Here is a 13,952-nt window from a genome sequence, read left to right as displayed (position 1 = left end):
CCTGTAGGGCCCGGCCGGCCCTGCGGCCGGCCGGGCCAAATCCCTACAATTCAAAGCCCGTACATTTGTACGATTGAATTTGGTCAAAGGGCCCTTAACCTCCATACGCTTCATGGCACCTCCCACGAAAGGAACCCCATGAGCGCCAAAGCAGTCCTCGACTACTACACCCAGGCCGGCCCGCTCACCGACGCCGGCGCCCACCGCGACGCCCTGCTCGATCTCCCCGCCGACGTCCCCGGCATCCTCGCCGCCGTCCAAGGCAACCTCGTGCACCAGGCGCTGACCGGCCTCTACGGCTTCGAACTCCCCGAAGACCGCAAGGACACCGCCCACGTCCGCCCCACCACCGGCATCCTCGACCGCATCCTCGGCGACGACCGACGGCCCCTGACCGAAGCGCGCGAACCCGAACACCGCTTCGCCTGCACCTGCCGCACCTTCACCCTCGTCACCGTTGCCGCCCTGCGTGCCCACGGCGTCCCCGCCCGCGCCCGCTGCGGCTTCGGCAACTACTTCCCGGTCGCCGACTGGCACATCGACCACTGGGTCGCCGAGCGCTGGGACGGCGAACGCTGGATCCTCACCGACGCCCAGATGGACCCGGTCCAGGTGAAGGAGTTCGGACTCGACTTCGACCCCGCCGACGTCCCGCGCGACAAGTTCGTCGTCGCCGGCCAGGCCTGGACCGCCTACCGCGCCGGCGAACTCGACGCCGAGAAGTGCGGGCTCCCCGGCATCCCCGGCGAGTCCGGCCCCTGGTGGATCGCCGCCAACCTCATCCGCGACGTCGCCGCCCTGTCCAACATGGAACTGCTGCCCTGGGACCTGTGGGGTGCGATCCCCGAACCCGAGGACGAGATCGGACCCGACCTCACCGCCCTCTTCGACGAACTCGCGGCCGCCACCGCCGACCCCGCGACCGCCGCCGAGGTCCGCGCACGCTACGCGAGCGACGCGCGGCTCCGCGTCCCCGACCAGGTGCGCAACGCGCTCCGCCAGGCGGCCGAACCGGTCATCGCGGCCTCCTGACCCACCGGTGCTGTACGGTTCGGTGCGTATCCCACACATAAGGAGTGAACCAGTGGACGTGGAGCGCACCGAGCTGCCCGGAATCGGCGTGCGGTTCGAATTCGAGACCAAACGCCATGTGCGCCTAGGCATCGTCGCCCACCGCGAAGGCCGCCGCGACTTCATCATCTACGACCCCGACGACCCGGACTCGATGCTCGACTGCATCGTGTTCTCCGCCGACGAGTCCGCCGCGATCGGCGAACTCCTCGGCGGCGCCCGCATCGTCGAGAAGCTCAACCGGCTCCACCACGAGATCGACAACCTCGTCTCCCGCCAGTTGAAGGTCGACGCCACCAGCCCCTACGCCGAGCGGCCCCTCGGCGACACCCGCGCCCGCACCCGCACCGGCGCCTCCATCGTCGCCATCGTCCGCGCGGACGGCGTCGAGACCGGCCCGCCCCCCTCAGCGATCCTGCACGTAGGCGACCGCCTCGTGACCATCGGGACGCAAGAGGCCGTCGACGCCGTCGACCGGATCCTGCGCGGTCTCGAATAATGCACGGGACCGTCGAGCTCCTCCTTGAACTCGGCCTCCTCATCGGAGCCCTCGGTCTGCTCGGAGCATTCGCCGGCAAGTTCGGCATCTCCGCCATCCCGCTCTACCTTCTCGCCGGCCTCGCCTTCGGCCACGGCGGCATCTACGAGATGCACGCGATCACCGGTTTCCTCGACGTCGGCGCCGAAGTGGGCGTCGTCCTCCTCCTGTTCACCCTCGGCCTGGAGTACACGCCGCGCGAACTGCTCGGCACCATGAAGACCTCCTGGCTCGGCGCCGTCGTCGACCTCGTCCTCAACGCCACCCCCGGGGTGGTCTGCGCGCTCCTGCTCGGCTGGGGGCCCGTCGCCGCCGTCGTCTTCGGCGGCGTCACCTACGTGTCCTCCTCTGGCATCATCGCGAAGGTCCTCTCCGACCTCGGCTGGCTCGGCAACCGCGAAACCCCCACGATCCTCGCGCTGCTCGTCGCCGAAGACCTGGTCATGGCGCTCTACCTGCCGATCCTCACCACCATCCTCGCCGGGCTCGCGTTCGCGCAGGCCGCCGTCGGCCTCGGCGTCGCCCTCCTGGCCGTCGCCGCCGCCTTCCTGATCGCCTCCCGCTTCGGCGGGCTGCTCTCCAGGTTCCTCGCCTCGCCGAACGACGAGATCCTCATGCTCAAGGTCATGGGCATCGTCCTCGTCGTCGCCGGACTCGCGGAGAAGGTGCACGTCTCGGCCGCCGTCGGCGCGTTCATCGTCGGCATGGCCCTCTCCGGCGAGGTCTCGCGCCAAGCCGAGGAGACCCTGGAACCGCTCAAGAACCTGTTCGCGGCGGTCTTCTTCGTCAACTTCGGGCTCGAGACCGACCCGACCGCGCTGCCACCGGTGCTCCCGGTCGCCATCGCGCTGGCGGTCTGCACGATCGCGACGAAGTTCGCCACCGGCTGGTGGGCGGCCGGCCGCTCCGGCTCCGCCTTCACCGGCAAGCTCCGCGCCGGACTCGTGCTCCTGCCGCGCGGCGAGTTCTCGATCGTCATCGCCGGGCTCGGCGTCACGGCGGGCCTCGACCCCGCGCTCGGCTCGGTCGCCGCGGCGTACGTGCTGATCCTGGCCGCCGTCGGCCCGCTCGCACCGCGCCTCGCGGGCCCGATCGTCGCCAAGCGCCGCAAGAAGAACCGCGCGAGGCGGCTCGCGCAGGCGGCCTCGTAGCCGCACGGTGGCGGGGGTGCCGGTTCCAGCGGCTGAGTCGCATCCTTCACTCCCGCCACCGCACACGCCGAACGGTCATCCCGGCTTGATAGAACTCAGGGATGGCTGAAACCGCGAAAGAGCCCCGCCCGCAGGACGAGGTCGTCGACATCGCCCGCGATCTGATCCGCATCGACACCACGAACACCGGCGACAACGCGACCGCGAAGGGCGAGCGCGCCGCCGCCGAGTACGTCGCCACGATGCTCGCCGAGGTCGGCCTCGAACCGAAGATCTACGAGTCCGCGCCCGGCCGCGCCTCGGTCGCCTGCCGCTACCCCGGCGCCGACTCCTCCCGCGGGGCCCTCCTCCTCCACGGCCACCTCGACGTCGTCCCCGCCGAACCCGACGAGTGGACCGTCCACCCCTTCTCCGGCGAGATCAAGGACGGGTACCTCTTCGGCCGCGGCGCGGTCGACATGAAGGACTTCGACGCCATGCTCATCGCGCTCGTGCGCGACTGGAAGCGCCGCGGCAAGGTCCCCCCGCGCGACCTCGTCCTCCTCTTCACCGCCGATGAAGAGGCCGGCTCCGACTACGGCGCCCGCTTCATGGTCGAGGAGCACCCCGAGGTCTTCGAGGGCGTCACCGAAGCGGTCGGCGAGGTCGGCGGGTTCTCCATGACCCTCCCCAACGACCTGCGCGTCTACGTGGTCCAGACCGCCGAGAAGGGCCTCGACTGGCTCCGCCTGCGCGCCACCGGCCGCCCCGGCCACGGCTCGATGCTCCACGACGACAACGCCGTCACCCGCCTCACGCGCGCCGTCGCGAACATCGGCCAGCACGAGTTCCCGGTCGAGATGACCCCCACGGTGCGCCAGTTCCTCGAATCGGTCTCCGAGCTCACCGGCATCGCGTTCGACCCGAACAACCCCGATGAGACCGTGGCCAAGCTCGGCCCGGTCGCCCGCCTCATCGGCGCGACCCTGCGCAACACGGCCAACCCCACCCGCCTCAACGCCGGCTACAAGACCAACGTCATCCCCTCGACCGCCGACGCCGTCATCGACTGCCGCTCGCTGCCGGGCCGCAACGACGAGCTCGAGGCGATCCTGCGCGAGCTCGCCGGCCCGGGCATCGACTTCGAGTACGAGATCCGCCAGCCCGGCTACGAGACCTCCTTCGACGGCGTGCTGGTCGACGCGATGGCCGAGGCGATCCGCCAGGCCGACCCCGGCGCCCGCACCGTCCCGTACATGCTCTCGGGCGGCACCGACGCCAAGGCCTTCGCCACCCTCGGCATCCGCTGCTTCGGCTTCGCGCCGCTCAAGCTCCCCGCCGACCTCGACTTCACCGCCCTCTTCCACGGCATCGACGAGCGCGTCCCGCTCGACGGCCTCAAGTTCGGCGTCGACGTCATGGACCGCTTCATCTCCCAGTCCTAGTCGCGAGAACCCAACGGGCCCTAGCGCGGTGAGCACCCTCACCGCGCCAGGGCCCGTCAGATTCTGGACACGCACTCCGATTCACCGCTATAATCGAGCACGATGTTGATTTTCCTTTAGAAAGCAGCCAGGCCTTCGCGTAGAGCAGTGCTCCGCGGCGGCCGCCGAGGCACGCATCGCATTCCACGAAGCCCTGAACGCTTCCCGCGTGCCGTCGACCATCTCCCTCGCGAACGACTGCTTTCTGGAGGCGCGCATGTTCCGCCATGCCCAACTGACCCTTGTAGACATCACCAAGCGCTACGCCGACCACCTCGTCCTCGACCGCGTCAGCTTCACCGTCAAGCCGGGGGAGAAGCTCGGGATCATCGGCGACAACGGCTCCGGCAAGTCCACCCTGCTCAGGCTCATCGCCGCGGCCGCAAGGCCTGACAGCGCGGGCGAGGCGCCCGACAACGGCGAACTGACGATCGCCTCCCCTGGAGGCATCGGCTACCTGCCGCAGCAGCTCGACCTGCCCGAGCACGACACGGTCGCCGACGCCATCGACCTCGCCCTCGCGGACCTCCGCGAGATCGAGCGGCAGATGCGCGAGACCGAACGGGAGCTCGCCGACGACAACGAAGCCGCGGGCGAGCGGTACGCCGATCTCCTGGCGCACTTCGAAGCCCGCGAAGGCTGGGACGCCGACCTCCGCGTCGATCGGGCACTGGAGGTCCTCGGACTGCCAGGCCTCGACCGGGGCCGTCCCTTGGGGACGCTCTCGGGCGGCGAGCGGTCGCGGCTCATGCTGGCCGCGACCCTCGCGGCCAGGCCCGCGCTCCTGCTGCTCGACGAACCGTCGAACGACCTCGACGACAACGCCGTGACCTGGCTGGAAGCGCAACTGCGCGACTGGCCCGGCACCGTGGTCGCCGTGACCCACGACCGGGCGTTCCTGGAGGCCATCACCACCACCATGCTCGAAGTGGCCGACCGCAGCGCCCGGCGCTACGGCAACGGGTACGCCGGGTACCTCGTCGCAAAGGAGACCGAACGCCAGCAGGCGCAGGAGGCCTACGAACGCTGGACCGCCGAAGTCGAACGCCAGGAAGGCATCGTGGACCACAACGCGGGCCGCATGGCCGCGATCCCGCGCAAGCTCCCGATGGCCAACATGTCCACCGGCGCGTTCCGGGCCCGCAACCGCGACCACGGCGCGGGCAGCCGCATCAGGGTCGCGAAGCAGATGCTCGAACGGCTCCGGGAGCACCCGGTCCCGAGGCCGCCCGAGCCGATGCGGTTCGAGTCGGGCCTGGAGACCACCGGCGCGGACACCAAGGCCACCGCCTTGGCGCTGAAGGACATCCGCGTGGCCGACCGGCTCAAGGTGGACGAGCTGACGATCGCCCGGGGCGAGCGGATCCTCATCACCGGTCCGAACGGCGCGGGCAAGACCACGTTGATGCGGGTCCTCGCCGGTGAACTCGAGCCCGACCAAGGCGAGGTCGAACGCACTGGTGCGATCGGCCACCTGCGCCAGCTCGCCGGCCCGGGCTCGGGCCGCCAGTCGGTCCTGCGGGCCTTCGCCGCAGGCCGCGTCGGCACGCTCGAAGAGCACGCCGAGGCGCTCGACCGGCTGGGCCTGTTCGGCCACGACCAGTTCGGCACCCAGGTGTCGGCGCTCTCGGTCGGCCAGCGCCGCCGCCTCGAACTCGCCAGGCTCGTGTCGCGGCCGGTCGACGTCCTGCTCTTGGACGAGCCGACCAACCACCTGTCGCCGCTGCTGGCCGAGCAGTTGCAGGAGGCGCTGCGGGGCTATGCGGGAACGGTGGTCCTGGTCAGCCACGACCGCCGCCTCCGCGAGTCCTTCCAAGGCCGCCACCTGGAGATGGACGCCGGCACGATCCTCGCCTGAGGGGCCGGATCGCCGCACCGCGATCCGGCCCTCGGGCCAGACCCGGCCGGTCGGCGCACCGGTCCGATCGGGCGTTCGCGGCCTCAGACCGGCTGCCGGGGCGATGATGGAGGCAGGCCCTCGCGATCCGAGGAGGCACGACAATGCCGAAGACATCGAAGGCGACAGCCGAGGACACCATCCGGCTCGAAGGCTATGAAGGCCGCACCACCGAGCTGGACACCGGTTACACGGTGGTGTTCGAGTCCTACACCGCCGACGCCGATCTCACCGAGTACTTCAAAGGGCTGCCGGACGACCGCTGCCAGTGCCCGCACTGGGGCTACGTGTTCAGCGGCAAGGTCACGTTCAAGACCGCCGACGGCGACGAGACGTTCGAGACCGGGGACGCGTACCACGTCGGCCCCGGGCACACGCCGGTCCTGTACGCCGGGACCGACCTCGTCGAGTTCAGCCCCACCGCCGAGCTCACCCGCACGATCGAGGTGGTCTCGAAGAACATGGAGTCGATGGGCTGACCGTCTAGCGGTCACCGGTGCGCCATGACCAGCTCCCTCCCGGCCGTCGCGCACTGCGCGGCGTACTCGGAGGGCGGGTAGCCGATGAGGTTCTTGAAGTCGTGGGTGAAGTGGGCGTGGTCGGACCAGCCGAGCTCGGCCGCGAGGCGGGCCAGGTCCGCCTGCGGGTCCTCGGCGAGGCGGTCGGCCGCGTCGTGGAGGCGGTACCGCTGGATCAAGGTCTTCGGGCCGAGCCCCAGGAAGTCCTGGAAGAGCCGCTGGAGTGTCTTGGGGGACATGGCGAAGCGGGCTGCCACCTCGTCAACGCGCGTGATCGAGCGGTCCTCGAGCATCGCTCGCACCACCGCGAGCACCCGCCCGTAGCGGGGGTCGGGCCGCTCCGGGACGCGCTCGGCGAGGAACCGGGACACCACCTGGATGGCGTCGATGTCCCCGCCGCTCATCACGATCGCGTTCAACTCGTCGGCCTCGGGGCCGAACACGGTGGCCGCGCCCGCCGACCAGTCCGCCAGCGCCGCACCCGCCACGCCGCTGAACGCCGTGAACCCGCCCGGCCGGAACTTCACGCCGAACACGCGGCCGCGGCCGGTGAGCGGGTGCCGCGAGACCGCGATGCCGGGCCCGTGCAGCTCGGCGCCGATCACCGGCATGAAGCTCAGGTTCACGCACGGGTGCGGGATCACCACCGACTCGTACGAAGCGCCCTCCGGCAGGTCCCAGTGGACCGACCAGTACCGCTCGACGTACTGCCCGAGCAGGCCCGTCTCGCGGTATCGCCGCAGGTCGATGAAGTGCACGGCCTCCTGCGGTCGCAGCAGGCCCTTGTCGCTCGCCGTAGCTCCGTTCACGTCCCGAAAACTACCCCGGGGGTACGTCGTTTTTTTACAAGCGAGCCCGGCCGCACCGGGCGAGACTGGGGCCATGAGTGAGAACAAGGTGAACCCGATCCCGGACGGCTACCACAGCATCACGCCGTTCATCGTCGTCAACGACGGCGCCAAGGCCGTCGAGTTCTACAAAGAGGTCTTCGGCGCGGAAGTCCTGACCCGCAACGACATGCCCGACGGCACCATCGCGCACTGCGAGATCAGGATCGGGAATTCGATCCTGCAGCTCGGCGACGCGAACCCGGCCTGGGGCATGGCCTCGCCCGACCCGGAACAGATCACCGCGAGCCTCGTCCTCTACGTCGAGGACTGCGATGCGGTGTACGCCAAGGCCGTCGAGGCCGGCGCCACCGTGCGCGAGGAGCCCGCGGTGTTCCTCACCGGCGACCGGTACGCGTCCATCGCCGACCCGTTCGGCCGCCGCTGGTCGATCATGACCCGCGTCGAGGACGTCTCGCGCGAAGAGGGCGAGCGCCGCGTCGACGAATGGATCGCAGGCATGGCGAACTAGTGAGCCTGCAATGGGCGCTGCTGGGCGACGGCAAATAGCGGCAAGGAAACCAAGGGGCGGGCCCGCCGGGCCCGCCCTTCAGTAGCTCTCCGGGTACCCCACGGTCGGTGCGGAGACGTCGTCCAGCGCCAGGCGGATCTCCGGCGGCAGGAACAGCTGCTCGGCCGCGAGCGACGCCCGCAGCTGCGTCGCGTTCCGGGCGCCCACGATCGCCGAGGCCACCCCCGGCTGGTCGCGCACCCACGCCAGCGCCACCTCCAGCGGGCTCACCCCGAGCCCTTCGGCCGCGGTCGCGCACGCCTCGACGATCCCCGCCGAGCGCTCGTCCAGGTACACCCCGGCGAACCGCGACCACTGCGCCGAGACCGCCCGCGAATCGGCGGGCCGCCCGAACCGGTACTTGCCTGTCAGCACGCCGCGCCCCAGCGGCGACCACGCGAGCACGCCCATCTCCAAGGCGAGGCAGGCCGGCAGGACCTCCCGCTCGACCCCGCGCTGCAGCAGCGAGTACTCGACCTGGTTCGCCACGATCGGGGTCCGCCCCGGCCACGCCGACTGCCACGCGAACGCCCGCGCGGTCTGCCAGCCGGTGTGGTTCGAGAGTCCCACGTAGCGGACCTTGCCGCTCGACACGGCCGCGTCGAGCACCGACATGGTCTCCTCCAGCGGTGTGTCCGGGTCGTACACGTGCAGGATCCACAGGTCGATGTAATCGGTCCCGAGCCGCCGCAGCGAGCCCTCGAGCGACCGCATCAGCCACCCGCGCGACGTGTCGCGCTTGCGCGGCGCCCCGTCCGTGCGCACCCCGGCCTTGGTCGCGATGTGCAGCTGCGACCGGGCCGCGATCTTGCCGATGAGCTGCCCGATCACCGCTTCGGACGCGCCCTGCCCGAACACGTCGGCGGTGTCCACGAGCGTGCCGCCGGCCTCCACGAACGTCTGCAGCTGCGCCGCGGCGTCCTCGAGGCCGGCCTCGTCGGTGGTCCACGTCATCGTCCCCAGGCCGAGCGAGGAGACTTCGATGCCGCTGCGTCCAAGTGGTCGGCGTTCCATGACCACACAAGTTACATCGAGCAACCTTCGCATGAAAGCCTCAGGTGCGCTTAGAAGGACAACGAGTGCGCATCGGACGCCGACGCCCGGCACTGGCCGGTCGGCCGGTATTCGAAATATGATCGCGGGCATGGAATCCTGGACCGCCCCGCACCTGCCCGCCCTCCCCGGCCACGGACCGGCCCTGTGCCTGCACGACACCGCGTCGGCGGGCCTGCGCGAGACGGTCAAGCCCGGCGCCGAGCGCGCCTCGATGTACGTCTGCGGCATCACCCCCTACGACGCCACCCACCTCGGCCACGCCGCCACGATGATCACCTTCGACCTCGTGCACCGGTACTGGCTCGACCAGGGCATCGACGTCCACTACGCCCAGAACGTCACCGACGTCGACGAACCGCTCTTCGAACGCGCCGAGCGCGACGGCACCGACTGGCAGGTGCTGGGCCTGCGCGAGACCGCCCTCTACCGCGAGGATATGGAGGCCCTCCAGGTCCTCCCGCCCCGCCACTACATCGGCGCCGTCGAGTCCATCCCCTCCGTCGGCCAGGCCATCGCCCGCCTCCTCGAGTCCGGCGCCGCCTACCGCCACGAATCCGGCGACGTCTACTACGCCGTAGCCGCCCACCCCGCCTTCGGCGGCGAGTCGAACTACGACCGCGAGACCATGCTCCGCTACTCCCGCGAACGCGGCGGCGACCCCGATCGCGAAGGCAAGCGCGACCCGCTCGACGCGGTCCTCTGGAACGCCCCCCGCCCGGGTGAACCCTTCTGGGACTCGCCCGTCGGCCCCGGCCGCCCCGGCTGGCACATCGAATGCGCCTGCATCGCCCTCGACCACCTCGGCGAGAGCATCGACGTGCAGGGCGGCGGCAACGACCTCATCTACCCCCACCACGAGTTCTCCGCGGCCCACGCCGAATCCCTCACCGGCACCAGCCCCTTCGCGCGCAACTACGTCCACACCGGCATGATCGGCCTCGACGGCCAGAAGATGTCGAAATCCCTCGGCAACCTCGTGTTCGTCTCCAAACTCCGCGCCGAAGGCGTCGACCCCGCCGCCGTCCGCCTCGCCCTCCTCGCCGACCACTACCGCGCCGACCGCCAGTGGAGCGCCGCCGCGCTGGCCGAGGCCGAACTGCGCCTGGGCCGCTGGCGCGAGGCCGCCGCCCGCGAACTCGCCGTCCCCGCCGGCGCGATGCTGAAGGCCGTTCGGGAGCGGCTGGCCGACGATCTGGACACCGCCGGGGCGCTCGCCGCGGTCGACACCTGGGCGAACGAAACCTTGACGAATGGGGGCGAAGACCCCTCGGCCCCGACGCTCGCCCGCGACACGATGCGAGGACTGCTCGGAATAGACTGCACGCGCTGATTGTGCGAAATGCCGAGTATCGGTACGCTCGAAGTTGAGCGTGGCCGACTCCCCGTCCTCCTGGAGTCGAATTGAAGATCCTGCTGCTGGTGTCCGCATTCAACGGACTCACCCAGCGCGTCTGGTGCACCCTGCGCGAGCAGGGGCACGAGGTCGGCGTGGAACTCGCCCCGGCCCACAAGGACCCCGAGACGCTGGTCCGCGCGGTCGAGCGCATCGACCCCGACCTCATCCTGTGCCCGTTCCTCAAGCACCGTGTGCCCGAAGCGGTCTGGCGCCGCTGGACGACCGTGATCGTCCACCCCGGACCGGTCGGCGACCGCGGACCCTCCTCACTCGACCACACCCTGCTCGGCCAGGGTCCCCGCTGGGGCGTCACCGCGCTCTCCGCGGTGGAGGAGATGGACGCCGGCCCCGTCTGGGCCTGCTCCACATTCGACGTCCCTGAGGGCATCACGAAATCGGCGCTCTACAACAGCCGCGTGGCCGACGCCGCCATGGAGTGCGTCGCCACCGTCATCCGCAAGGTCCAGGGCGGCGACCGCCCGGTCCCCGCCGAGGAGCTGCCCCTGCCGGTTCCGGGCACCGGCGAGCTCCCGCTGCTGCGCCGCAGCGCCTTCGAACTCGACTGGCGCGCCTCCGCGACCGAGCTCGCCCGCCGCATCGCCGCCGCCGACGGCGCACCCGGCGCGCCCGCAATCCTGGACGGCCGCACCTACTGCCTCTTCGACGCCGCCGCCGTCAGCGAGGACACCGGCGCCGAACCCGGCACCATCGTCGGCCGCGACTGCGAATCCATCGCCTTCGCCACCGGCCGCGGCACCCTCTGGGTCGGCTACGCCGCCCTGCTCGAAAAGAAGCGGGGCCCGAAACTCCCGGCCGCCATGGTCATCGACGCCGCCCACGCGCCCTTCAAGCCCGCGCCCGACGCGATCGCCGAGACCGTCTACCGCCGCGAAGGCGACATCGGCTACCTCACCATCCGCTCCTACAACGGCGCCATGCACACCGAGCAGTGCCGCCGCCTCACCGGAGCGGTCGAGAAGGCCCTCACCGAGGACACCCGCATCCTCGTCCTCACCGGCACCGAGCACGCCTTCTCCAACGGCATCCACCTCGGCGTCATCGACGCCGCCGCGGACCCCGCCGCCGAGGCCTGGGACAACATCAACGCCATCGACGACCTGTGCCTCGCGATCGCCGAGGCCGAGCAGCTCACCGTCGCCGCCTTCTCCGCGAACGCGGGCGCGGGCGGGGTCATGGCCGCCCTCTGCGCCGACGTCACCGTCGCCCGCGACGGCACCGTCCTGAACCCGTACTACGACATGGGCATCTACGGCTCCGAGCTGCACACCTGGTCGGTCGCCAACCGCGTCGGCGAGCAGGCCGCCGCCCGCCTCCTGGGGGAGAAGCTGCCGGTCTCCGCCACCGAGGCCAAGCAGATGGGCCTCATCGGCGCGGTCGGCCCGCGCGACTGGGACGAGTTCCAGCGCTGGCTGCGCGCCGTCGCGATCGGCTACAACGACCCGGTCACGCGCGGGCGCATGTTCGCCGCGAAGGGCCGCCGCCGCGCCGAGTCCAAGCCCCTGTCGTACTACCGGACGATCGAGCTGGCCGAGATGGCCCGCGACATGTTCGACGACCGGCACGGCTTCCACGGGAAGCGCCGCGCGTTCCTCGGCAAGTCGGCCCCGACCGAGACCCCGGAGAAGCTCCGCTTCAAGTGAGGAGAGCAGCTCCGCTTCAAATGAGGAGGGAGGCCCCGCTTCACGCGAGGCGGGGCCGGAGAGGGTTTGCCAGTCTCGCCAGTGCGTTGACAGGGGCCGTCCCACCTGATGGACTGTTCACATGTTCGAAGAAGGACAGTACTTCGCGCCGGTCAACACCGACGCCGACGGCACGGTCGTCGTGGAACTGGGTGAGAACCACCCGGGCTTCGCCGACCCCGAGTACCGCGACCGGCGCAACGCCATCGCGGCCCTCGCACTGGACTGGAAGCCCGGCCTACCCATGCCGACCGTTTCCTACTCCGACACCGAGCACGAGATCTGGCGGCTGGTCAGCGCCGAACTCTCCGTGAAGCACCAGGCCCTGGCCGCACACGAGTACCTGGAGGGCGCCGAGCGCCTCAAACTCCCCGCCGACCACATCCCGCAGCTCCACGAGGTCTCCGAGGCCCTGGAGCCGCTCACCGGCTTCAGCTACCTGCCCGCGGCAGGCCTGGTGCCCCTGCGCGAGTTCTACGGGGTGCTCTCGGACGGGAGGTTCCACGCGACCCAGTACATCCGCCACCACTCGGTGCCGCTGTACACGCCGGAGCCGGACGTCATCCACGAGGTCATCGGCCACGCCAACGCCCTCGCCTCGCCGCGCTTCGCCGCCCTGTACCGGGCCGCGGGCGAGGCGGCCCGCCGCGTCCACTCCGAGGACGCGCTCGAGTTCGTCTCCCGCGTCTTCTGGTTCACCCTCGAGTTCGGGGTCATGAGCGAGAAGGACGGCCTGAAGGCCTACGGCGCGGGCATCCTGTCCTCGTACGGGGAGATCGACGAGTTCCGGGGCATGGAGATCATGCCGCTCGACCTGGTCACGATGGGCACCATCGACTACGACATCACGAAGTACCAGGACCACCTCTTCGACGCCGGCTCGATGGAGCAGCTGGAGGACGTGGTGGGGGAGTTCTGGACGACCTGCGACGACGAGTCGATCGAGCGCCTGAAGGCGGACGCCCGCTAGCCGGCACAGCGAAGCGGCCGGGCGCCCCGCCCGGCCGCTCGCACCTCGTCCCGCGGTTCAACCGCCGCTCTTGAGCGCGGCCATGCGCGCCTCGATCTCGGCGTCGTCGGCGAGTCCGTCGAGGCTCTCGAACTGCTGGTCCAGCGAGGACATCGCGAGCTCGGACTGGCCCCGGACCTTGGCCTCCTCGCGGCGCACCTTCTCCTCGAAGCGGTTGACCTCGCTGAGCGGGTCCATGATGTCGACGCTGCCGATCGCCTCGTTCACCTGCTTCTGCGCCTGCGCGGTCTTCGCGCGCGCGGCCAGGCTGCTGCGCTTGGACTGCAGCTCGGTGAGTTTGGTCTTCATCTGGTTGAGCGCGCTCTTGAGCTTGTCGACGACCTCCTGCTGGCTCTGGATGGTCGGCGCGGAGGCCTTGATCTCCTTCTCCGCCTGGAGCTGCTTGCCCAGGGCCACCTTGACGAGGTTGTCGAACTTGTCGGCCTCGGCGGTGTTGCCCGCCGCCCGCAGCTCGTCGGCCTTGCGGCTGGCGTTGCGGGCCTTGTTCTCCCACTCCTGGGCCGCCTCCTTGTCGGCGGCGGCGTCCTCCTCCATCATCCGGAGGTTGCCGATGGTCTCGGCGATGGAGCTCTCGGCGTCGGCGATGCTGTTCTTGTAGTCGCGCTCCATCTGGGCGAGCATCTTCTCCGGGTCCTCCGCGGAGTCGATGGCGTCGTTGATGTTCGCTTTCAGCAGCTGGCCGATGCGGCCGAAGATCGACTGCTTCTTGGTCATTGGTCCCCACACCTTTCGGA

Annotated in this window: 13 protein-coding genes; 10 read left to right on the top strand and 3 right to left on the bottom strand. The window is 70.4% G+C overall.

Annotation, left to right across the window (positions count from 1 at the left end; genetic code table 11):
* Positions 1 to 138: 138 nt before the first annotated feature.
* The 6 genes from O2L52_RS06385 (at position 139) to O2L52_RS06360 (ending at position 6,599) form a co-directional block, all read left to right on the top strand.
* The gene (locus O2L52_RS06385; protein WP_270114508.1) at positions 139 to 1,032 is read left to right on the top strand and encodes a transglutaminase domain-containing protein; all 894 of its coding nucleotides are present in this window, start codon (positions 139 to 141) and stop codon (positions 1,030 to 1,032) included.
* Positions 1,033 to 1,084: 52 nt separating this feature from the next.
* Positions 1,085 to 1,570, top strand: a complete 486-nt coding sequence (locus O2L52_RS06380; protein WP_270114507.1) for a cation:proton antiporter regulatory subunit — start codon at positions 1,085 to 1,087, stop codon at positions 1,568 to 1,570.
* Positions 1,570 to 2,760, top strand: a complete 1,191-nt coding sequence (locus O2L52_RS06375; RefSeq protein WP_270114506.1) for a cation:proton antiporter — start codon at positions 1,570 to 1,572, stop codon at positions 2,758 to 2,760. Before O2L52_RS06380 ends, O2L52_RS06375 begins: the two co-directional genes overlap by 1 nt.
* A gap of 101 nt (positions 2,761 to 2,861) precedes the next feature.
* Complete coding sequence (locus O2L52_RS06370) at positions 2,862 to 4,184, top strand: M20/M25/M40 family metallo-hydrolase (protein ID WP_270114505.1); 1,323 nt, start codon at positions 2,862 to 2,864, stop codon at positions 4,182 to 4,184.
* A gap of 256 nt (positions 4,185 to 4,440) precedes the next feature.
* On the top strand, positions 4,441 to 6,081 hold the full coding sequence (gene abc-f, locus O2L52_RS06365; protein ID WP_373897066.1) for a ribosomal protection-like ABC-F family protein: 1,641 nt from the start codon (positions 4,441 to 4,443) through the stop codon (positions 6,079 to 6,081).
* A gap of 143 nt (positions 6,082 to 6,224) precedes the next feature.
* The gene (locus O2L52_RS06360) at positions 6,225 to 6,599 is read left to right on the top strand and encodes a cupin domain-containing protein (RefSeq protein WP_270114503.1); all 375 of its coding nucleotides are present in this window, start codon (positions 6,225 to 6,227) and stop codon (positions 6,597 to 6,599) included.
* An 11-nt stretch (positions 6,600 to 6,610) separates the two neighbouring features.
* On the opposite strand, the gene O2L52_RS06355 is transcribed toward O2L52_RS06360, so the two are convergent.
* On the bottom strand, positions 6,611 to 7,447 hold the full coding sequence (locus tag O2L52_RS06355; RefSeq protein ID WP_270114502.1) for an AraC family transcriptional regulator: 837 nt from the start codon (positions 7,445 to 7,447) through the stop codon (positions 6,611 to 6,613).
* A 73-nt stretch (positions 7,448 to 7,520) separates the two neighbouring features.
* On the opposite strand from O2L52_RS06355, the gene O2L52_RS06350 reads away from it, so the two are divergent.
* Positions 7,521 to 7,997 carry a VOC family protein gene (locus O2L52_RS06350; protein ID WP_270114501.1) on the top strand — a complete coding sequence of 159 codons (477 nt, stop codon included), beginning with the start codon at positions 7,521 to 7,523 and terminating at the stop codon, positions 7,995 to 7,997.
* 78 nt (positions 7,998 to 8,075) lie between these two features.
* Here O2L52_RS06350 and O2L52_RS06345 read toward each other — a convergent pair whose 3' ends face one another.
* Positions 8,076 to 9,050, bottom strand: coding sequence for an aldo/keto reductase (locus O2L52_RS06345; protein WP_270114500.1), 975 nt, complete (start codon positions 9,048 to 9,050; stop codon positions 8,076 to 8,078).
* 130 nt (positions 9,051 to 9,180) lie between these two features.
* On the opposite strand from O2L52_RS06345, the gene mshC reads away from it, so the two are divergent.
* From mshC to O2L52_RS06330, 3 genes are all read left to right on the top strand, one after another.
* A complete protein-coding gene (mshC, locus tag O2L52_RS06340; protein WP_270114499.1) occupies positions 9,181 to 10,422 on the top strand; it encodes a cysteine--1-D-myo-inosityl 2-amino-2-deoxy-alpha-D-glucopyranoside ligase in 1,242 nt (413 codons plus the stop codon).
* An 89-nt stretch (positions 10,423 to 10,511) separates the two neighbouring features.
* The gene (locus O2L52_RS06335) at positions 10,512 to 12,149 is read left to right on the top strand and encodes an enoyl-CoA hydratase-related protein (protein ID WP_270114498.1); all 1,638 of its coding nucleotides are present in this window, start codon (positions 10,512 to 10,514) and stop codon (positions 12,147 to 12,149) included.
* 121 nt (positions 12,150 to 12,270) lie between these two features.
* A complete protein-coding gene (locus O2L52_RS06330) occupies positions 12,271 to 13,158 on the top strand; it encodes a phenylalanine 4-monooxygenase (protein ID WP_270114497.1) in 888 nt (295 codons plus the stop codon).
* A gap of 57 nt (positions 13,159 to 13,215) precedes the next feature.
* On the opposite strand, the gene O2L52_RS06325 is transcribed toward O2L52_RS06330, so the two are convergent.
* Positions 13,216 to 13,932: a PspA/IM30 family protein gene (locus O2L52_RS06325; protein ID WP_270114496.1), complete on the bottom strand. Its 717-nt coding sequence runs from the start codon at positions 13,930 to 13,932 to the stop codon at positions 13,216 to 13,218.
* Between the last annotated feature and the right edge of the window lie 20 nt (positions 13,933 to 13,952).

Source organism: Glycomyces algeriensis (assembly GCF_027622855.1).
Classification (GTDB): domain Bacteria; phylum Actinomycetota; class Actinomycetes; order Mycobacteriales; family Micromonosporaceae; genus Glycomyces; species Glycomyces algeriensis.
The sequence above is the reverse complement of the archived record's forward strand: the minus strand, read 5'-3'. Positions and strand labels throughout refer to the sequence as shown.